General features: G+C 54.9%; 15 protein-coding genes. 8 read left to right on the plus strand and 7 right to left on the minus strand.

The annotated features are described in order from the left end of the window. Nucleotides 1–105: 105 nt before the first annotated feature. From CJP46_RS21140 to CJP46_RS21155, 4 genes are all read right to left on the minus strand, one after another. Entirely contained in the window at nucleotides 106–2,850 is a 2,745-nt protein-coding gene (locus CJP46_RS21140; RefSeq protein ID WP_094597611.1) for a bifunctional YncE family protein/alkaline phosphatase family protein, read from the minus strand. Nucleotides 2,851–3,119: 269 nt separating this feature from the next. After that, nucleotides 3,120–3,344: a cold-shock protein gene (locus CJP46_RS21145; protein ID WP_094597612.1), complete on the minus strand. Its 225-nt coding sequence runs from the start codon at nucleotides 3,342–3,344 to the stop codon at nucleotides 3,120–3,122. A 102-nt stretch (nucleotides 3,345–3,446) separates the two neighbouring features. Then, nucleotides 3,447–4,205: a glycosyltransferase family 2 protein gene (locus CJP46_RS21150; RefSeq protein ID WP_094597613.1), complete on the minus strand. Its 759-nt coding sequence runs from the start codon at nucleotides 4,203–4,205 to the stop codon at nucleotides 3,447–3,449. Nucleotides 4,206–4,228: 23 nt separating this feature from the next. Beyond that, a complete protein-coding gene (locus CJP46_RS21155) occupies nucleotides 4,229–4,816 on the minus strand; it encodes a TetR/AcrR family transcriptional regulator (protein ID WP_094597614.1) in 588 nt (195 codons plus the stop codon). Nucleotides 4,817–5,080: 264 nt separating this feature from the next. Between CJP46_RS21155 and CJP46_RS21160 the strand changes: the two genes are divergently transcribed. Continuing rightward, the gene (locus CJP46_RS21160; RefSeq protein WP_094597615.1) at nucleotides 5,081–5,926 is read left to right on the plus strand and encodes a lipoate--protein ligase family protein; all 846 of its coding nucleotides are present in this window, start codon (nucleotides 5,081–5,083) and stop codon (nucleotides 5,924–5,926) included. 35 nt (nucleotides 5,927–5,961) lie between these two features. On the opposite strand, the gene CJP46_RS21165 is transcribed toward CJP46_RS21160, so the two are convergent. Further along, complete coding sequence (locus CJP46_RS21165; protein WP_094597616.1) at nucleotides 5,962–6,669, minus strand: Na-translocating system protein MpsC family protein; 708 nt, start codon at nucleotides 6,667–6,669, stop codon at nucleotides 5,962–5,964. A gap of 551 nt (nucleotides 6,670–7,220) precedes the next feature. Between CJP46_RS21165 and CJP46_RS21170 the strand changes: the two genes are divergently transcribed. From CJP46_RS21170 to CJP46_RS37165, 6 genes are all read left to right on the plus strand, one after another. After that, complete coding sequence (locus tag CJP46_RS21170; RefSeq protein ID WP_094597617.1) at nucleotides 7,221–7,748, plus strand: cupin domain-containing protein; 528 nt, start codon at nucleotides 7,221–7,223, stop codon at nucleotides 7,746–7,748. Between the two features lie 154 nt (nucleotides 7,749–7,902). After that, nucleotides 7,903–8,589, plus strand: coding sequence for a response regulator transcription factor (locus CJP46_RS21175; RefSeq protein ID WP_094597618.1), 687 nt, complete (start codon nucleotides 7,903–7,905; stop codon nucleotides 8,587–8,589). Next, complete coding sequence (locus CJP46_RS21180) at nucleotides 8,576–9,862, plus strand: sensor histidine kinase (protein ID WP_306431063.1); 1,287 nt, start codon at nucleotides 8,576–8,578, stop codon at nucleotides 9,860–9,862. The genes CJP46_RS21175 and CJP46_RS21180 overlap by 14 nt, the downstream gene beginning before the upstream one ends. A gap of 185 nt (nucleotides 9,863–10,047) precedes the next feature. Further along, nucleotides 10,048–10,761: a polyphosphate polymerase domain-containing protein gene (locus tag CJP46_RS21185; RefSeq protein ID WP_094597619.1), complete on the plus strand. Its 714-nt coding sequence runs from the start codon at nucleotides 10,048–10,050 to the stop codon at nucleotides 10,759–10,761. 54 nt (nucleotides 10,762–10,815) lie between these two features. Continuing rightward, nucleotides 10,816–11,508 carry a DUF4956 domain-containing protein gene (locus CJP46_RS21190; RefSeq protein WP_094597620.1) on the plus strand — a complete coding sequence of 231 codons (693 nt, stop codon included), beginning with the start codon at nucleotides 10,816–10,818 and terminating at the stop codon, nucleotides 11,506–11,508. A 44-nt stretch (nucleotides 11,509–11,552) separates the two neighbouring features. Further along, entirely contained in the window at nucleotides 11,553–13,754 is a 2,202-nt protein-coding gene (locus tag CJP46_RS37165; protein ID WP_256992448.1) for a CotH kinase family protein, read from the plus strand. Nucleotides 13,755–14,443: 689 nt separating this feature from the next. Here CJP46_RS37165 and mprF read toward each other — a convergent pair. Further along, complete coding sequence (gene mprF / locus CJP46_RS21205; protein ID WP_094597621.1) at nucleotides 14,444–17,083, minus strand: bifunctional lysylphosphatidylglycerol flippase/synthetase MprF; 2,640 nt, start codon at nucleotides 17,081–17,083, stop codon at nucleotides 14,444–14,446. Between the two features lie 288 nt (nucleotides 17,084–17,371). Next, entirely contained in the window at nucleotides 17,372–19,531 is a 2,160-nt protein-coding gene (locus tag CJP46_RS21210; RefSeq protein WP_094597622.1) for a catalase, read from the minus strand. A gap of 232 nt (nucleotides 19,532–19,763) precedes the next feature. On the opposite strand from CJP46_RS21210, the gene CJP46_RS21215 reads away from it, so the two are divergent. Continuing rightward, nucleotides 19,764–20,075, plus strand: coding sequence for an ArsR/SmtB family transcription factor (locus CJP46_RS21215; RefSeq protein ID WP_094597623.1), 312 nt, complete (start codon nucleotides 19,764–19,766; stop codon nucleotides 20,073–20,075). Nucleotides 20,076–20,113: the final 38 nt, after the last annotated feature.

The following is a 20,113-nucleotide window of genomic DNA, read 5'->3' on the forward strand; positions in this document are numbered from 1 at the left end:
TTGTGGGATAAACGAATGCAGGCATCCCCCATGTTCCTGGAAAAGGAACGATGGGGGAATATGCCGCATCTTTGGTTTTACGCGTATCTGCTGAGGGTAAACCCCTTATTGGACCGCTTTGCTGTCCGGCTGGCTTGCGACCTCGGCAGGCGTAAGGACCTTGTCCTCGCCCGGATAAGGCGTGTCAAACCCTTTGGTTGCATACCACGTCACATGGTTCAGCATGTTGGCGTTCGTTTCGTCCGGGGAAGCTTTCTCTCCACTGAAATGAACCTTGTTTTCATTCGACCATGCCGTCCACGCTTTCTCGATTTCCTTCACATCGGTCGTCACCTCCGCCGTATTGGCCAGCGCCGCTGCATTGGATCCAGGCTGGCCGTTTAACGTATCGAGCGGAATCTGGTTCGGCACGAACTCATACGGCGTGAAGTCCGGCTTGTCGGTGAAGAGCTCGCTCATGGGAACAGCTGCCGCATCATTCTGATTCATAGGCGGCAGGCCCAAAATTTGCTCGATGCTCCGGACCATGTTAATCACGGTCCAATAATGGCTGTCGGTCACGCCTTTCTTGACCCACGGGCTGATGACGTAAGCTGGTGCACGGTGGCCGTCCACATGATCCACCCCGTTCTGTGCGTCATCCTCGGTCACCAGGATCAAAGAGTCTTTCCAATACGGGCTGTGGGAGATCAAATCGACGATCTTCCCGACGGCCAGATCATTGTCGGCCACTTGGGCCTGCGGAGTCGGGAAGCCCGTGGATGTTCCTGCCGTATGGTCGTTCATGACCCACATTTGCACAATTTGCGGCAGGTCGTCGTTCTTCACATAGTCCTCAAACTTTTGTTTGAAAATTTCGAACCGGTATTGATCCGGAATGCCCGAATCGAACGTCGGGAACGGCTTATATGTGATTGGATCAAGCGACGGAATATCGGTTTTTGCCGTGTAATCCCCGATCGGCACATGAAGCTCTCCCTGTTTTTGCCCTGACAGAATCAAGTAATCGTTATACCAATCCGTCCAAGTACCGAATTCCTGAGGGCCGCTGAATGTCGTGGTGTCTTCCCCAAAGTTGACGACGGATGCCCCGTGCTTCAAGGCATTGTCCCACAGGTGTCCGGTCGATGCGTAAGCCAGGGAATCTCCCGCGCCCCCCGGATAGCTCCGCACGTTGCCTACGTCCGTTTCCTTGTCTTCATAATCGGTATTGGTTGCCTGCATGACCCACTGGTGTCCGCTAGCCGACTGAATGCCGGATACGTAGAAGTTATCGAGAAGGGGGAAGGTATTGGCGATTTTGTGGAAGTTGGGGGTTACGTCTTTTCCGAATTGGGTTAAAGCGGGGTCCGAGTTGCCTTTGCCCATATCCCCGTGGACCTGGTCATAGGTTCGGTTTTCTTTGATGATGTAGAAAATATGCTTGATCGGCGAAGGCTCGCCAATCCGCTCGGGCATGGCCACCGGCTTCTTGTTGTTGCGCGGCTTGGCATTGCGCCCGGCAATTTCAAACCAATTGTTGTTGGCATAAACGTCATCCGTCCATTGGACAAGCTCTTTGTTCGCGAAGGAAGCCGGGATGATGGACAGCGACCCTTGCTGGGCATAAGAAGAGTGTCCCGTTACGCTGATACCCTGTATCTTTAAGTTGCGCTCCGGCCCGAGGGAGCCGACCCCGTCGGCGTTAGCTACGAGCAGCCGATTATGGGCTGGGTCCGTTGCGATATCCACCGGGAACCACGCGGTCGGTACCAGTCCACGAAGGCTTGGTTCCTTGGACGGTCCGTTCCAGTCATAGACAGCCAGCGCGTTGTTGCGGCCGAGACTGACCACAAGCTGGTTCTCGTTAATGATCTTTACCGCATTGGGCGCCGATCCTTTGGGTGCATTAGGGTAAGGCTCGACGTCGATCGTCTGCGCGACGCGGTTCGTTTTGGTATCGATGACCGACACGGTGTCGCTGTTCGTGTTGGCAACAAAAACATATGAACCCGAGACATCCATCCGCGCAGGCTGCAGACCGACTTCTACCGTTGTGCTGACCGTTTTCCCGGACAGGTCCACCACGGAAACGGTACCGCTGGCCGAGCTTCCCGTTTGCTCCGCAACGATAGGCGTCCCGGAAGAGTCAACCGTGAGGTCGCCGGGCTCCGCGGCTCTTCCGCCGGTGTTCGTTACATAAGCCGTATTGCCGCTGACCACGACGCTGGTCGGTGCGTTGCCTACGGGGATTCGATCGGTGAGTTGACCCGACTCCAAGTCGATGACACCCAGGCTGTTATCACGGCTAAGCGCCACGAGGAGGGTCTTCCCGTCCGGCCCCAGCGCAATATCCTGAGGGTTAATGTTGCCGCCTACGGCTGCCAAAGGAAGGCTTACCGTTTGCAGGATCGACGGTGTACCGTCTTCGGCAACCGACATGACGACGACTTTGCCCGTCGTCCCGGACGAGCCTGTGGCATACAGGCGGCTGCCGTCGGTGGAATAAGCCAGGCCCCACATATGCGAAAGGCTTAACGGGATATTATTTTTGATCAATGCTCCCGTTTCCAAATCCACGACGTTGATGCCGTTGCCACCGTAATCGCTTCTTCCGATAATGGCCGCTGCCGTTTTTCCGTCCGGACGCACCTTCACCGAAATCGGATTCCCCCCGAACTCCACTTGCTGGCCTGCCGGCGTGACGTATTGATTGACCGGTGTCAATACTGAACCGTTCGCCTGCCGTCCGACCAGATCTTTATCAAAGGGGTTCCCTACCGCCGCATATACGCTCCCTGCGCCGAGCAGCAAAGATGCCAGTGAAATCAAAGCCACGCCCCTCTTCTTACCTAGTTTCCTCCGTCTCATTCATTCCCTCTCCTTCGCTCATCGATTTCAATCGGCTTGCAGTCTAGATATTAAGAAGGGAATGTAATGCCGATGTAAAAGGAAATGACATATCTGGTTAAACGCATGAAAATAATCCCAATCCCCTATATGTATCATTCTTCATAGGGGGCATTTTCGACTAGGGGCCGCGCCCATAGGCCCAGGTCCAGAACATGCATCCAAAGCAAAGAAGAGGTCCCCGCAGGACCTCTTCATACAGCGCTTTGAACTGACAGAACGTCGCTCCCCTAAATGAGCGTCCCTTTCTTCAGCATTTTCGTCGGATGGTCGTTGACGACCAGCGGCAGCATCTTCATGCTGCTTGTCATTGGAGAGCTGCACTGGACGCAAACCGGCTCCGTTTCAAAAGCAAAGTTGTCTCTCATCCAGCCGTTGCATTCTTCGTTTACGCATGACCAGATTAAAGTATCGGCCTCGGGAATTTCCTCGACCACTTTTTTTCCGAAATACATCGCGAACCCTCCCGTAATTAACCTCAGTCCATCGGTGTTCGCTTAGTATGCCCCAGAAATATATATTTATGATAAAAATCGCCTGATGATCCGAAAGCAAGCCTACCGCTGGATTTCGTAGTACGTTTCGTCCGCGTGCTTGCGGTCCGTTCCCTTCAGGTACGCCCATATAATTCTCGGGTTCTTGACGACGCCCCAATCGCCGTATGCATCGAACTTCCGGCAGGAAGTCGTCATGGTAGCCTTGGTGACGGTGCCGTACTTCTTTCCCTGCCGCTTGCCCCATTGCTTCAGCCGCTTGGCAAATTCGGCATCTTCCGCCATCAGCATATTTTCGTTAAAGCCGCCGATCGCTTCAAAGTCCTTCTTGTACCCCCAGAACAACCCAACGGTGACCAGTCCGTATTTGAAAAGGAGAGGCACGATCAGCAGCAGTCCGGAAACGATAATGCCGAGCGATACCCGTTCAAACTGGCTCCGCACCCCGCCGCCGATAAACCGTCCCGTCGCCAGCAGCCGGTCGATCTCCGTCAGCATGTTGCCCGTCACCCAGCTGTCGGCGTCGATCGTCACGATGATCTCGCCCCTTGCCGCCTGAATGCCAGCATTGCGGATCTGCGAGAGATTCTTGCTGTCGTCCTTTAAAATGACGGCGCCGTATGACGACGCAACTTCCTCGGTGCGGTCGGTGCACCGGTTCAAGACGACGATGACCTCCACCTGCCCCGGATAAGGCTCTGCAGCAGCCGCCAGCGAATCAAGGCAGCGCCCGATATAGCCCTCTTCGTTTCTGGCTGGAATAATCACCGAAAATTTGATGTTCCCCGAAGGGTCTGTACCTGCGAACCGCTTTGTTTCCATAAGCCATCTCTCCCTAGGAATGATTACTTGCGAATCCCATCGAGCAATAACGTGGTGGCTTTGCGGAACAGCTCTTTCATGGCTGCCTTGTCCATCAGGTGGTAGCTGTCGCTGAGTCCGGAATAATAACTGAGAATCATAAAGGACAGCTCTTGCACGCTCTCCCCTCTCCATTCCCCGCTGTCCAGTCCGGCCTGGACCAGATCCTCAAATCCCTTCATGTAGTTCTGGATGATCGCCATAAACCGCCGCCCGGCTTCCGACTCGGCACCCACCCGGATCATAAATTCCTCGCCCGCCTTGTTGAGCGGCTTCTGGAGCGTGTCGACAAAATAGTCGGCGTATGCGTAGAGCTGATCCGTCGCGGAACGCTCCCCCTCAGACTGCTCGTGCCAAGTTTGCCAGGAATTCGTAAACGCCTGCTCCGCCAAGTAGAGAAACAAATCCTCTTTGCTCTGAAAATGGTGGTAGATGCTCCCTTTGCTGCAGCCCGTAGCTTCGCAAATATCCATCATGGACGTTGCGGCATACCCTTTGGCGGCAAACAGTGCCTTAGCTCCCTCGACAATGGTCTGTTTGGTCTGTTCGGCTTCGTATTTACGCTTTTTCATGATCAGAAGGCTCCTTATGATTTTAAAAACCGACCGTCCGGTTTGTATCCATTATATGGTATACGGGGTTAAGGTGTATACCTCCTTTTTGTCCGATTTTTGACATTTCCGGGCAGCCTGTCCTGCCAGGAAGGCAAAGTTCATGCAGTAGCCAGGCTGCACCGCTTATGTCATAATCAGGATCAGGAAGATTCCATATGGGACGGTATGAAATATTGAATATCCGGTATCCCGGTATCACATGAGGAAAAGGAAGCGGTACGCATGTTTGAAGATGTTACGGAAATAGCGGGGCAGATGCTCATTTTGGACCGGACGGCAAACCTGGAGGACGTGGACGCCCTGTATCCATTCGCGATGGACGAGCTGCTGTGCCGGCGCACGGGCGAAGGCGGCCCGCCCTTATGCCATATTTGGCGGCATCCGCGCTCCTTTATCATCGGGCTGAGGGACAGCCGGCTGCCCGGAGCGGAGCGGGCGCGGGCTTGGCTGGAATCGCTCGGGTACCGTACGGCCATCCGCAATTCGGGCGGCGCCGCCGTTCCGCTCGATCCGGGCGTGGTCAACGTTTCGCTCATTCTGCCGAAGCGGGGCGCGGGAGATCTCCACTTCCACCGGGATTTCGAGCGGATGTATGCCCTGATCCGGCAGGCGCTTGCCGCAACTGGCCTCCCGGTGGACAAGGGGGAAATCGCCGGGGCCTACTGCCCGGGCGACTATGACCTGAGCATCGGCGGGCGCAAGTTCTGCGGCATTGCGCAGCGGCGCCAGGCCCATGCCTACGTGATTCAGGCCTTTGTGATTGCCGAAGGATCGGGGCAAGAGCGCGGGCAGCTGGTCAAGTCGTTCTACGACCAGGCTGCGGCCGGAGCCAAGGACGGGGATTACCCGTCCGTTGAGCCCGGCACCATGGCTTCGCTGGAGGAGCTGACCGGCATCGGGCCGGGCGCAGCCGACACGTTCGCCGCCTCCGTAAAGGGAGTGGTCCGGAGCCTTCAGACGGCTGCGGGAATGGCCGCAGCGGCCAGCCGCTTACTCCTGCCGACCGAGGAGGAAATCCGCGAGATGACGGTCAAGCTAACGCATCGTTACACGCCCCGTACGCCATGAATCCCCTCAGGAACATCAAAATCCGCCCGCGAAATTTATCGGGGCGGATTCATGATCAGCATAAGAATGCTCTTATCCAGCGTATCATTCCAGTCTATAAAACAATCGGATACCGGCTGGTGCAGCAGACTGTTTAAGTGCTTGCTGCCTATTATATACTCTTTTTCCAGCCTGCTCTTCACCGTATTCAGCAAGCGGCCATGGCCCAGCCGGATCAGCTCCTTCTCCAGCTCCAGGTATACGCCGTTTCGTACCACCAGCAGCGTTCTGGGATTGAGCTCATAAGATTCAATCTGTTCGGGCGTTTTTTGAATCTTCTGGCAAATGCGAAGCATTTCCGATTCAACTTCGGATTTCACAGGGTACTCCCTGTTGACCGCAGCGCCCTGTTTGCCCGCTTCTGCCGATACGACCGTGATCATCCCCGAGCCTTTTTGGAGATTCCAGTCATAATACACCTCTTCCGGCCTCAATCCGTTCATGATTTCAAGATAACCAATAATTTCGGGAATCACCGCCTGCATCAGATTGGCCCTGGTCTGCACAATCATGTCCTCCTGCTCCTGTTCCAGCAGGATGCGTTCAGACGGCGTCAGGAAGTTGCGCAAATATATCGTAATAAAGGTGTGACCGATAGAAACCACCACGGATTCAGGTCCTTTGCCAAAGTGGTCTCTTAATAGCTTGCTGGTATAGCTGGCAAAGAGCTGATGAAATGGTTGTTGGTTATGTAATTGATCCATTGAATTAGACGCGTCGTTGCGGTACGTTACTGAAAATGATTGCTGCAAGCTGCCATACCGTTGTCCGCAAAAAGCGTGTCTTTATATCCCTCCTGATTACGAAATAAGCGGGTGTTTCCCTGTCCCCGGCACAACCTCCGGGTCCTCAGCAAAACAAAAAGGCCTAACTTTCCCTTTAACCGCAAGAAAAAGTTAGGCCATAAATGACTTTTATCCAAGGATATATTCATTCATTTACCCGACAATATGAAATTGACGTTTACCAGTCTTGATTATAGCATAGGTACGGTTCCAAGAACAACAGCGTTTCACGAAGTGCAAACATGTTTATTTACATAGATTGAACTAAAGTTTTGCATTGAACATCCTGTTATAACGGCCCAATACGGCTTATCACATTCATTTCTTTAGTTCATTCTATTTACATAGATTGAACTAAAGTTTTGCATTGAACAACTTGTTATAACGTCCCTATATGGCCAATAACATTCATTTCTTGAGTTCATTCTATTTACAATAAAAAACGAAGCTTAAGAAGCGGAGGCGACGTCATGAACGGAGCGGAGATCAAAACGATATTCTTTCAGGATGACGGTGTCATCCCGGGCAACCCCAACCTGCCGGTAATCCTATACTTGGGTTCGCTTAAGGATGAACCGGAGGAAGCGGAAGCCGTTTTTAACCGCAACGGCTGGCTGAACAGCTGGACGAACGGCGTCTTTGATTATCATCATTATCACAGCAATGCGCATGAGGTGCTGGGGGTCATTCGCGGCTCCGCGGTTCTCCAGCTCGGCGGTGCACATGGCCAGAAGGTCGAGCTTAACGCCGGTGACGTCGCCGTCCTCCCGGCTGGAACCGGGCATAAGCGATGCTCCGCCAGCAAAGATTTCAAGGTGGTCGGAGCCTATCCGGACGGCATGGATTACAATCTGTGCACCGGCAAGCCCGGGGAACGTCCAGGAGTACTGGAGGATATTGCCCGTGTGCCGCTCCCGACTACCGATCCGTTGTACGGTGCGGCCGGCCCGCTGACGAGTGCCTGGAAGCCGCAGCAGCATACGGGAAATCACGCCTGAACCGTCCTTAGACAACCGCTGAATGAACGAGCCCCGTGAAGCGGAATGCAATACAGCCGTTTAGCCTGTTAATCCGCAAGACATATCACCCATTTGACATTCCTGACAAAATAGGTTTCGATTAGGATCAAACGTCAATTGAGGTGAACATGCCATGCGGCTTCTTGTCATTGAGGACGATAAGCATTTATCCGATACCGTATGCGAAACGACCCGCGACCTGTTCGAGGCCGATCAGGCTTTCGACGGCGAAGAGGGGCTGTATCTCGCCCAACAAAATATATACGATGTCATCATTCTGGATATTATGATGCCGGGTATGAACGGCTACGAAGTGCTGACCCATCTTCGGGAATACGGCATCTCCACGCCGGTGCTGATTCTGACCGCCAAGGACGGCATCGACGACAAGATTCAGGGCTTCAAGAAGGGGGCCGACGACTATCTGGTCAAGCCGTTCCACCGCGAGGAGCTCCTGCTCCGCCTGGAAGCGATCGTCCGGCGCTCCGTCGGAGGGTTCAGGGAGCACACCCTCTCCTTTAAGGAGCTCCGGCTTAACCTGAAGAGCCGTACGGTCAACATCGGCGAGGAAGCGATCCTGCTGAACGGCAAGCAGATCGACCTGCTGGAATACCTGATGAACAACAAAAATATCATCGTGACCAAAGAGCAAATTTTTGACCGGGTCTGGGGCATGGATTCCAGTACCACCAATACGGTGATCGAGGTCTATATCAGCAACCTGCGCAAAAAGTTCAAGGCGGCCGGTTACGACAAATACATCAAGACAATCCGCGGCATGGGATACATGCTGTCGGAGAACGGTGATGACCATGAATAAAAACAAGGTGATCCGCCACCAGCAGCTCCGGCTAATGCTGTACAACCTGATCGCGTTCACCGTTCTGTTCGGCTTGTTCGGCACGATCGTATTCGGCCAAATGCGGACGACGCTGTTTGCCAAAACCGACCGGGATCTGACGATGTACAAAAGCATCATCGAATCCAGGTTTGGCGGCAGTCCGCTCCAGGAAGGCTCATCGGAAAGATTACGGTTTGGCAGGGTCATGCCGCCCCCAAGCCCCCGAATCATTCCGGTCCAGTGGAACAGCAAAGGGGAAATTGCCAACATCCAGCAGATCGGCATGCTGAACTACGAAAATTACGGTTTGGAAAACCTGAAATTCGATCCGTCCACAATCGGCGTCATATCCAATCTGACACTGAACGGCACGTATCACTTCCGCACGCTTACCGTTCCCGATCCACTCTTCAAGGACAGCTACATCCAGCTGCTGACCGATGTCGATACCGAGCATAGTCTGCTGGGCAACTTCAAGCGTATCATCATCATTTGCGCGACCGTGTTTATCCTGTTATCGATCACGGCCAGCATCATATTATCCCGGAAAACGATGAAGCCGGTCATCCGCTCCTGGGAGAAGCAGGTGGAGTTTGTGGAGAATGCGTCCCATGAATTGCGCACCCCGCTCACCATCATCCAAAACAAGCTGGAACTGCTGCAGACCATGCCGGATAAAAAAATCGTGGACACGTTCGAGAACATCGCCTTGTCCCTCTCGGAAACGCGCCGACTGTCCCGGCTCACGACCGATCTGCTCACGCTGGCCAGGGCCGACTCCACCGAAACCCAGCTGGAGAAGCAGTCCGTCGAGCTTGACGAATTAATCCACGAAATGTGCAGCCCATATATCGAAATCGCCGAGCTCTCGGACAAGCATATCTGGCTCCGGCTGACGAGCAAGGCCCGAATTCAGGCAGATCCCGCCCGAATGCACCAGTTGATGGTCATTCTGCTGGACAACGCCCTTAAGTACACGAAAGAGCACGACAGCATCGGCATCAGCACCTATACCAAGGAAAACCGGGTGTTTATCGAAGTCAGCGACACCGGCATCGGTATCAGCGAGGAAGGGCTGAGGCGCGTCTTCGACCGGTTCTACCGTGAAGACCGGGCACGCTCCAGAGAGAGCGGCGGCTCCGGTCTCGGGCTCTCGATCGCCCAGTGGATCGTGCACAGCCATCATGGCACCATCCAGGCGCTTCACAACCATCCGAAGGGTGTCATTATCCGCATCCGTCTGCCCAAATAAACGGTCCCACTCCGATTGGGCCACCCCGTCTATATCGCCAACCCTCACATCTTAATCACGAAGATGTGAGGGTTTTTTTGGCGTTTTCCTGGAATTTTCATGAAATTTCCAACTTAAGGTTTCGTTAAGTTTACACTGCGATAATACAAATCGTGAACAAATTTTACAAAAGGAGGATTGAGGCTTTGAACCCAGCAGGAACGACCCCCGAACGGCCGCCAGTCAAAGGACGCCGGGAGCTGAAGCATGCGATCACCCGGCTCGACTGTCACCTGCTCCGCAGCAACCTGCAGCACTTCATGACGCTTGACCCCCATGCCAAACAGAACGGGCAATATTTGATCCGGAGCGTGTATTTCGATAATTTTGACAACAAGATTCTGAACCAGAAGAAGGAAGGGTTGTACCACCGGGACAAGTTTCGGGTGAGATTGTACGACCACGACACCAGCTTTATTAATCTGGAGAAGAAGAGCAAGCGCGATAATTTGTGCTACAAGGAAAAATGCCGGATCACCGCTGAAGAATACGAGCGGATCCGTATAGGCGACACCGCCTGGATGGAGGAGGACGACCGTCCCCTCATGCGCGAGCTGTCCGTACACATGAACCTGTTTCAGCTGAAGCCTGTCTGCGTCGTGGATTATATCCGCGAGGTGTACATTTACGAACAGGGGAATGTGCGGGTAACTTTTGACAGCTCCGTTAAAACCAGCTACAAGGATATCAATATCCTGAACCCGGATTTATTGATGGTCGAGACCCTCGACCCGAACATGGTCATCCTGGAGGTCAAATACGACGAGTATCTCCCGGATGTGATCAAATACCTTCTGCAAGTAAAGGACTGCCGGAAGACATCCTTTTCCAAATACCAGTACAGCCGGATGTACGGCTGAGCACCAGAGCCCCAATAGCGGTGGCATCCCATTTAAAATTCGGAGGAACGATTCATGGATCAAACGACAACCACCAATTTTTCGGATATATTCAAATCCAGCTTTTTGGAGAAAACGAGCAGCTTCTCCATCGTCGATTCGCTGATCGGCATCGTAGTCGCGTTCGCGGTCGGGCTGTTCATTTACGTCATTTACAAAAAAACCTTCAGCGGGGTGATGTACTCCCACAGCTTCAACATCTCGCTGATCGTAATGACCATGGCAACCGCCCTGATCATCATGGGGATATCCACTAACATCGTGCTGTCCCTCGGCATGGTCGGCGCCCTCTCCATCGTCCGGTTCCGGACGCCGATCAAGGATCCGATGGATCTGATCTTTATTTTCTGGTCGGTCGCTTCCGGCATTCTGTGCGGCGCGGGCCTCATCCCGCTCGTCATCATCGGCGCGATCCTGATCGGTCTGGTTCTCCTCTTCTTTGTGAACCGCCTCACCATCGACAACCCGTACCTGCTGGTCGTGAAATACACGAACGCCGAGGTGGAAAAGCCGCTGGAGCACATGATCTCCATGCAATCCAAAAAGCACAGCATCAAGTCCAAATCCGTCGTTCCCGGCAGCGGGCTGGAAATGACCTATGAAATCCGCTTGAAGGACAACAACACCGACTTTGTGCAGCAGATCATGGGCATGGAAGGCGTCACCTCCGCCATCATGCTGAGCTACGACGGCAACTTCACCGCGTAAGTCCCGAAGCAACCATTTTGGGACGGAAGGGAGTTTGACGCTTGGTGAAAAACAGAACTATTGTAGCGGCCGCGGCGCTGCTCGTCGTGCTGTTCGTCACGGTAACGGCCGTTCTTCCGAAAGCGGGACTGGAAACCGTCAGCCTGGCCGATACCTACATGGAGAAGGTGTTTGACAAGAGCAAGGTCCATACGGTGGACATTACGATGAACCCGAAGGATCTGCAGTCGATCCTGGACAGCCCGCTGGACGAAGAAATGATGCAGGCCAACGTGACCGTGGACGGCAAGCAGGTCGACGGGGTCGGCATCCGGGTCAAAGGGAACATGACCCTCTCCTCCGTCGCGCAGATGGAGGACTCCGACCGGTACAGCTTTAAGATCGATTTTGATCATTACAACGACGACGAGAATCTTTACGGCCTGCGCAAGCTGAACCTCAACAACAATTACAGTGATCCTACGCAAATGCGCGAGTACCTGTCCTATGAGCTGATGAACAAAATGGACGTTCCCGCTCCCGGATACGCGTACATGTACGTGACGATCAACGGCAAGGAATGGGGGCTGTACCTCGGCGTGGAAGCGATCGAGGAGCCTTACCTGCAGCGCAATTTCGGGAACAGCACCGGGGACCTGTACAAGCCGGACGGCACGGGCAGCGACCTGAAATGGATCAGCGATCGTATCAAGGATTACTCCGGGCTTAACCTAAAAACAAATCCAAATTCCACGCAAACCGCCATGCTAAAGTTCCTCGACACGATCAATCACGGCGGGGATGTCGCGGATGTCGCGGATGTGGATGAAATGCTGCGGTATTTTGCCGCCACCACCGCACTGGTCAGCTTGGACAGCTACCAGGGACAAATGAAGCATAATTACTATTTGTATGAGCAAAACGGCAAGTTCTCCATGCTGCCTTGGGACTACAACATGGCCTTTGCCGGCTTCGGCGTTGGCATGGGCGGCGGCATGGGCGGACGCGGAGGCATGAACGGCGGCCAGGGCCGCGCCGGGAACGGCAACGCCGGCGCTGCTGGAGGAGGAGGCGCAGCCGACGGGAACGCAGGTGCAGCGGCTGCGGGCAACGGCGCCAACGGTGCTCCTGCTGGCGCTGATGCGGCCGGCCAGGCGCAGGGCAATGCTGGCGCTGCCCAAGGAGGCGGTGTTCCCGCCATGGACGGGCAGAACGGCACGAACGGTGCACCTGCTGGCGCTGATGCGGCCGGCAAGGCGCAGGGCAATGCGAACCCCGTCCGCCAAGGCATGGGCGGCCAGGGTATGGGCGGCATGGGCATGGATATGGCCGCCAATTTCCTGAGCGAGGACAATATCAATTTCAGCATTACGACTCCGGTATCGGGGACGACGCTGGACGAACGGCCATTGATCAAGGCCCTCCTCTCGGTCGATGAATACCGGGAGAAATATAATAAGTACCTGCAGCAGATCGCCGACGGCTTCTTTGCAGAAGAGAACATGCAGTCGCTGACGACACAGGTATCTTCCCTAATCGCACCTTATGTGGAAAAAGACCCGACCAAGTTCTACACCAAGGAACAGCTGCTTGAAGGGGCTTCGGGCGATAAGAGCCTGGTGAAATTCGCCACCGAACGGGCCGAGTCCATCAAGAAACAGCTGTCCGGAGAGCTGGTCGTCGAAGCCCAGACCGATGGCGGGTTCGGCGATTTCGGCGGCCAACCGCCGGGAATGAATGGCCAGGCCGCGGCCGGCGAGGCGGCGCAGGGCGGCAATGGCGGTGCGCAAGCGGCGCAGAACGGCGGGCCGAACGCGGCCGGCGATCCGCAGAGCCAAGCCGGTGGAGCGGACGGAGACGCCGTTCCCCAGGGGCAAGGGGCAGGCAATGCGCCGCAAGGCCAGGCCGGGGGAGCGGCACCGGCCTGGCTGGACGGGCAGATGCCGGGGAACATGCAGCCCCCGGACGGGCAGATGCAACCGCCCCAGGGAATGCAGGGCGGACCGGGCCAGGGCAATATGCCATGGGCCGGTGGCCAGGGAGGCGGCGGCAACAACCGCGGCGGCTTCCCCGGCATGCCGGGAATGGGCGGCAATAACCAGAATGCCGAGACGGGCCGCTTTACGACCGCGGACCTCATCATCGCGTCGGTCTTCTTCGTCCTTCTGATCGGGGTCACCCTGTTTGCGATGTTCTTCAACCGCCGGAGAACGCCTAAACCAAGGCGGACGGAATCGCAGGCGACTGAGCAAGATCTCGCAAGCTGACCGTCTCATCCTTATATAGCAAAGCAAGCTTCGCATGAACAACAAAAGAGGCAGTCCGTATCGGCGACCCTATAAGGGCCTGGTACGGTCTGCCTCTTTTGTTATTAACAATAAAATTAAAATGTCGCAGCCTCCCTTTAGGGGGAATGGCTGTTTTTTCATATAGGATCTCTTTGGCGGAGAGTGGCTGATGTTTTCATACCCAGTTCCCTTTTATGACGATGATCATTTGCCTTTTGGCCATCCACAGTATGAAAAACGATGTCTGTCCTTATCCAATGGACACATCCATATTTTGTCCTACAAAAGAAGGACAAGACATATATATTCTCCTGCAAGCGGTTAGACCCAAAAACCCCTATATCTAGTGGCAATATCCAACCCATGTCTTATATATGGAAGCGAACGTTTGAGCAAAGATATGTTACTTCTGTCCATCTTTTAAAAGACAAAAACCGAATTTGTTCATTATACATAGACAAGATCAATTTAACCGTGAACCAGCTCTAAATCGTCTAAATCGCAAATCATTCAGCTATTCTCCGGCATTCTTCAGGTTTTGGGGCTGATTTCCCAAATTTACGGTCGGCCTGGCGCTAAGGATGTTCTACGCTGGCTCGCCAATCACCAAACTTCACAATATAAAATACTAGACCTTTACCGCCATCCTGAGCAACCGCCTAGCATCCTTACACTTTGCGCGACACGAGCCGCACCAAATCGACGGTCAGCACAGGCAGTGACACGGAAGCGGGATACGCCAGGAACCGCGGCTCCCATTCGGGCGAAAACTTGCCTTTGTATTTCCGGAGGCCTTTAAATCCGTACCATTGCCCTCCGTACTGGAACACCAAGGCGGCCAGCTTCTCCTCGCGCAGCGCGCTCCGGGTCTCGCCGACGCTTGCCAGCGGCGCGTTTCCGAGGTTAAAGACCGCGTAGCCCTGTTCTTTGGACCACTCCAAGAGCTGGATGAACAAATAATCCATCGTCCCGTTCGGAACCTTGCTGCGGTGGCGCATGAGATCAATTGATATCGTCCGCCCGCCGTCATAAGCCGGGGCAAGGGACGCAAAGGCAAAGATGTTTCCTTCCGCCTCCCGGACCACGGCAATCGGCGCCTCCTGCAAATAGGGCTCGTCAAACCAGCCCAGGGAGAACCCCTTTTCCCGCCTGCCGTGCATCCAGTCGTCCGATACCGCGCGCAGCTCGCGCAGCAGCTCCGGCGCAAACGGCGGATGAACCACTTCGAACACCGCCCCCTCCCGCTCAAAGCGGTTGCGTACCGTGCGCAGGTCCGTGTTCTTTTTGCCCGACAGCGTAAACTGGTCCAGATGCACCAAAGCTTCTTCCCCCAGCTTGAAAAAACGGTACCCGTACTCATGATACATCGGCAGATAGCTCGGGGTCGCCTGGTAAAATACGACGGACATGGCGTAAGTATCGGCCATTTGCAGAAACTCGCCCACCGCGTCGGGCACCCGTTTTTCCGGACCGAGCGGATCCCCGAGTACAACCAGCTTGTCCCGTGACCGAGCATAAGGGATCAGCACTTCGCCGTCCGCAGCCCAATAGAAGCTTTTGTCCCCCGTGAACAGCATATGAGTCAGCAAATTGCCGGTATGATTCTGCAGATACTGCCGCAGTCTGTCCAGATCGGCCGTCGACGCCGGAGCCGCCACCTTGCGGCTGGGCCGCAGCACGATGAGCATGGTCAGCAAAACCCACGCCCCGGCGAGGCCGATCATAGCAGAAGCGGCATAAGGGTTCGATCCGACCATCCAATGCATCCGATCTGCGGTCGGCAGGTGGCGCAGCCATCCATGATGGACATGGGCGCCGACCCAGTAATAAACCAAGGCAATCACTGACGAGAGGACGTACCATACGGCTGCGCTTCTCCACTCGATCAAGGCCCCTGAGCGATAAAAGCGGGCTCGCGAGATCCACAGCATCAGCGCAACGATCAGCAAAAAGATCGCCTCTTCGAAATCAAACGCCTTCGTAAAGGTGAAGACCGCCCCGGCGAACAGCAGCCCGCTTGTCCACAGATACGCCCCACGGATGCGGAGCGATATGCCCCGGGAGAGGATGATCAGCATAAAGCCGATCATGACCGACAGCAGGTGCGAGATACGCATGATCGGCATGGACAGCAGCTCCTCGCTCAATCGCAGCCGGTACAGCAGTCCCGGCGTGGCCGCCGACAGCAGCAGCAGGAGCCCGCTGACCAGCACGAGTTTTCCGAGCGCCCACACGCCCAGATCACTGAGAAATCGCATCTGCCCCGGCCAGCGCCATAGCCGCTGCCAGGCGTTCAGGGGAATCTCGAGGGCAGCCTCTGCCTTCTCCATGGTGCGTCTCGCCGGGCTTCCGAATTCGAAAGCCGCCATGATGAGGCCGATCAGCCAAGGCGTGACGTAATAGAACAACCGGAACAGCACCAGAACCGCCATCGCCCTTTCGGCGGGATGTCCCATATTCTCAATGCCGAGGAGGACGGTCAGGTCGAACGCGCCGATGCCTCCCGGCGCCATACTGAGGATACCGGCAATGGCGGATACGGTGTACATGCCCATGATGCCCTGGAAGGTCACGTCATGCAGGACGCTGCCGGCAATCAGCCAGAACGTCACGCCGGCGCAGGCCCACTCCAGCAGCGATGCACACAGGGAAACGGCCACCGTGCTCCACGGCGTCCTGCCCTCCCCTTTGTTGAACCACCGCGCAAACAGCGATGAGCGCTGCATCAGAATAAACAGAGGCAGGTAGAGTGCCATTCCCCATACGGCGAAGACAAGCCACCGATGCTCCTGAATCATCGCCGTAGCCGGGAACAGCCCGGTTAGAACGCCCCAGGACATAATGGAGAGCCCCGTGATGATGACCGGCGACAGAAATACGACCGCAGACGCCATCAGGGAAGGCGCAATGCCGCTCCTTTTATATAGCAAGGTACGGAGTCCGGCGCCGGTCAGCCCGGCAAAGCCGATAATATTGTTAAACGTGTTGGCGATCCAAGCATAACGGAACGTGTTCCACCAGCCCACTTTTAGCTTGAAATGCATGCGGATCATATAATCGTACAAGCTCATGACCCCGACGGAAAACAGGGAAACGAGGAAGATCCCCACGACGCTGCCCACCGGCAGCAGCCGCAGCTCATGGAAGGTACGCGCCAAGTGAATTTGCCGCAGCTCCCGCTGTCCCTCCCAATAAACGAGAGCGATCACCGCAAGCGGAATGAGCAGGCGAATCGCTTTGATCTGATATAATGAAGCCAGGATACGGAAAATTTTGTACCGTTCCAGCTTTTCCTTCATGGTATGCACCCTTTCAACAATGAAACGCCAATGGTTTCGATCCTGACATTCTTCCTCATCCTACCATAAAGCTTTCATCCCATCCAAACACGTTCTTCAATGGATCAGGAACGCTCTCAAATGCTCTTCAATCGCTTTAGCCATATGATCTCCAGATCATCCCTAAATCATCTACAAACAGTCTCCAAATGATCTTCAGCGGTCAAGTGTCAGAACAACGGGCTGAAAGTTATAAAATCCGACCCCGCAATGAGCGGAGCCGGACCTCTTTTTTTCCTATCCAATGTTCAAATCGATTCACTTCGCTCGGGACATCATCTGCATTTCCCGGCCCCAATGGCGGTGCATGGCGATCGCATCGACCAGCTGCCGGGCGAAGACGCCGCCGTCTTCCGTCTCCTTACGGATCACCAGTCCGGTATCCTCGCCAGGTGATGTCAGATGGCCCGAAGAAGCGGTTGGATCGGCGAGATGAATGCCTGAGCCGGACAACAGCCCGGTGGCCGGCGCGGAAGCACCCACGGTTTTGAAGTGGTTGTAGGCTTCCGCCACAAAATGGATCGCCTCTTTGATACTCTGCAGCTTGGCAATGCTCTGCTCCCCGCCGGACACATATACGGCGTCAAACAGCACGGAGTCAGCCGTCAAGAACGTATGCATGGCCTCCAGCTGGCTGCCGTCGGTTCCGGCAATCATCCCCAGATTCTCGCTGACGACTTCAGGCACGATACCTGCCTCAGCGAAGGCGGCGAGGACGGCTTTCATTTCGCCCGCGTCGAATCCGTCAGCGGCCAGCACCGCCACCTTGCGGGTAGCCGGAGACATGGCGGTGTGAAGCTGGCTCAGCGCCGGGGAGGCCTGGGTTTCGGCACCTCCTGCCGTCGTCGTCCCCGAGGCCTCTCCCCCAGCCTTCGGCGGGGTGGCGCCAACACCCAAGGCGATTTGCTCGGCCAGCATCAGATCGACGTTGCCGAACATATCGGCGACCTGCTGCTGCACGCTTTTGCTTTTCACCTTTCCTACTTCAAAGCGGAAAGCTTTAATGATATGCTGCTTCTCCACGTCTGACATGCTGTTCCAGAACAGCTTGGCCTGGTTGTAGTGGTCCTTGAAGCTGTCGCTGCGCGCCCGGACCTTGCGCCCCTCCACCTTTTCCTGATAGTGGGTGTATCCGCCCTCCTGCTCTGAAACGGGACGGGGGTCATTGTTACCAAGGGAATTTTTATGATAGCTGGTTTGGCCCCGATTGATCGTCATGCGGTGGTATCCGTCGCGCTGGTTGTTGTGAACCTCCGCCACTGGCCGGTTAATCGGAATTTCGTGGAAGTTCGGTCCGCCCAAACGGATCAGCTGCGTATCGGTATAAGAGAACAGGCGTCCCTGCAGCAGCGGATCGTTGGAGAAGTCGATTCCCGGTACCACGTTGCCCACGTGGAAGGCCGCCTGCTCCGTTTCGGCGAACACATTGTCCACGTTACGATTCAGGGTCATTTTCCCGATTCGCTGAACCGGAATGAGCTCCTCCGGCCAGATTTTGGTCGGGTCGAGTATATCGAAATCAAAGTTGAACTCCTCATCTTCCCGGATGATTTGCACGCCAAACTCGAATTCGGGATAGCTGCCCATTTCAATCGCTTCCCACAGGTCCCGGCGGTGAAAGTCGGGATCTTTGCCGGCGATTTTCTGCGCTTCGTCCCAGACCAGGGAATGCACGCCCAGCAGCGGCTTCCAATGGAATTTCACGAAATGCGCTTCGCCCTTGTCATTGACCAACCGGAAGGTATGTACGCCGAACCCTTCCATCATCCGGAGGCTGCGCGGGATCGCCCGATCCGACATCGTCCACATGATCATGTGGGCGGATTCCGTGTTATTGGCGACAAAATCCCAATGCGTATCATGGGCCGTGGACGCCTGCGGAATTTCGTTATGGGGCTCCGGCTTGAACGCATGCACCAAATCAGGGAATTTCAGTGCGTCCTGAATAAAAAAAACAGGGATGTTGTTGCCTACGAGGTCAAAGTTGCCGTCCTCGGTGTAAAACTTGGTGGCAAAGCCCCGGGCATCCCGGACCGTATCAGCCGAGCCGCGCGAACCGGCCACGGTGGAGAAACGCACGAATACCGGTGTTTTGATTGACGGGTCCTGCAGAAACTTCGCCTTCGTGTACTGTGTCATCGGCTTGTACACCTGAAAATAACCGTGCACGCCAAAACCCCTGGCATGAACCACACGCTCAGGAATACGCTCATGGTCAAAGTGGGTCATTTTCTCCCGGAAATGAAAATCCTCCATTAACGTCGGTCCGCGTTCGCCCGCCTTGAGCGAATGCTCGTCCTCGGAAATTCGCACGCCTTGATTGGTGGTCATTGGTTCGCCCGCATCGCTTACGCGGAAATCCTCCAGCTGGCTGTCCTTGATATCCTTCTGCGGCTGCTGCTCATTCTTACGGTCCATCAATGAATCCCCTCCTGGTCGGTTACGGACGGTGTCCGAGTATTTACACATGTTTATTTACCCGGAACAAAATCCGCCCAAACGGCGCAATAAACGGGGACTTGTGCGTTACTTCGTAAAAAACGGCGCTGCAGAGCCATTTGAAAACGGGACTGCAGCGCCGTTTTTAGTTTTTCAAACTTTTTCACCAAACCATATTTACATTTCTATAAAAATAGATATAATAAGAGCCATGGATACCTTATTAACCATTAAAGCATTATCAAACGAGACCCGGTTTAAAATTCTCGAATGGCTGAAACATCCGGAGGAGCATTTTGATCCTCAGGAGCATATGCCGGCATCCTGCAATTTCAAGGGCGGCATTTGCGTCGGCAGCATTTCGGAGAAAACAGGGCTGGCACAGTCGGTAGTTTCAGGCTATCTGGTGAAATTGCAAAAGGCTGGCTTGCTGGAATCCCACCGGGCCGGCCAGTGGACCTACTATAGACGCAATGAGGAGGGTATCAACCGTTTTATCGAACAACTCAAGAAGGAGCTTTAGGCTGAATTGACATAGGGTACACGCCTGAACCATTTGGC

The organism is Paenibacillus sp. XY044 (assembly GCF_002257645.1).
In the GTDB taxonomy this organism is placed as follows: domain Bacteria; phylum Bacillota; class Bacilli; order Paenibacillales; family Paenibacillaceae; genus Paenibacillus_AQ.

Coding starts and splice junctions, on each gene's coding strand:
- CJP46_RS21140 (WP_094597611.1), bottom strand. CDS start 2,850: ATGAGACGGAGGAAACTAGGTAAGAAGAGGGGCGTGGCTTTGATTTCA.
- CJP46_RS21145 (WP_094597612.1), bottom strand. CDS start 3,344: ATGTATTTCGGAAAAAAAGTGGTCGAGGAAATTCCCGAGGCCGATACT.
- CJP46_RS21150 (WP_094597613.1), bottom strand. CDS start 4,205: ATGGAAACAAAGCGGTTCGCAGGTACAGACCCTTCGGGGAACATCAAA.
- CJP46_RS21155 (WP_094597614.1), bottom strand. CDS start 4,816: ATGAAAAAGCGTAAATACGAAGCCGAACAGACCAAACAGACCATTGTC.
- CJP46_RS21160 (WP_094597615.1), top strand. CDS start 5,081: ATGTTTGAAGATGTTACGGAAATAGCGGGGCAGATGCTCATTTTGGAC.
- CJP46_RS21165 (WP_094597616.1), bottom strand. CDS start 6,669: ATGGATCAATTACATAACCAACAACCATTTCATCAGCTCTTTGCCAGC.
- CJP46_RS21170 (WP_094597617.1), top strand. CDS start 7,221: ATGAACGGAGCGGAGATCAAAACGATATTCTTTCAGGATGACGGTGTC.
- CJP46_RS21175 (WP_094597618.1), top strand. CDS start 7,903: ATGCGGCTTCTTGTCATTGAGGACGATAAGCATTTATCCGATACCGTA.
- CJP46_RS21180 (WP_306431063.1), top strand. CDS start 8,576: ATGACCATGAATAAAAACAAGGTGATCCGCCACCAGCAGCTCCGGCTA.
- CJP46_RS21190 (WP_094597620.1), top strand. CDS start 10,816: ATGGATCAAACGACAACCACCAATTTTTCGGATATATTCAAATCCAGC.
- CJP46_RS21210 (WP_094597622.1), bottom strand. CDS start 19,531: ATGGACCGTAAGAATGAGCAGCAGCCGCAGAAGGATATCAAGGACAGC.
- CJP46_RS21215 (WP_094597623.1), top strand. CDS start 19,764: ATGGATACCTTATTAACCATTAAAGCATTATCAAACGAGACCCGGTTT.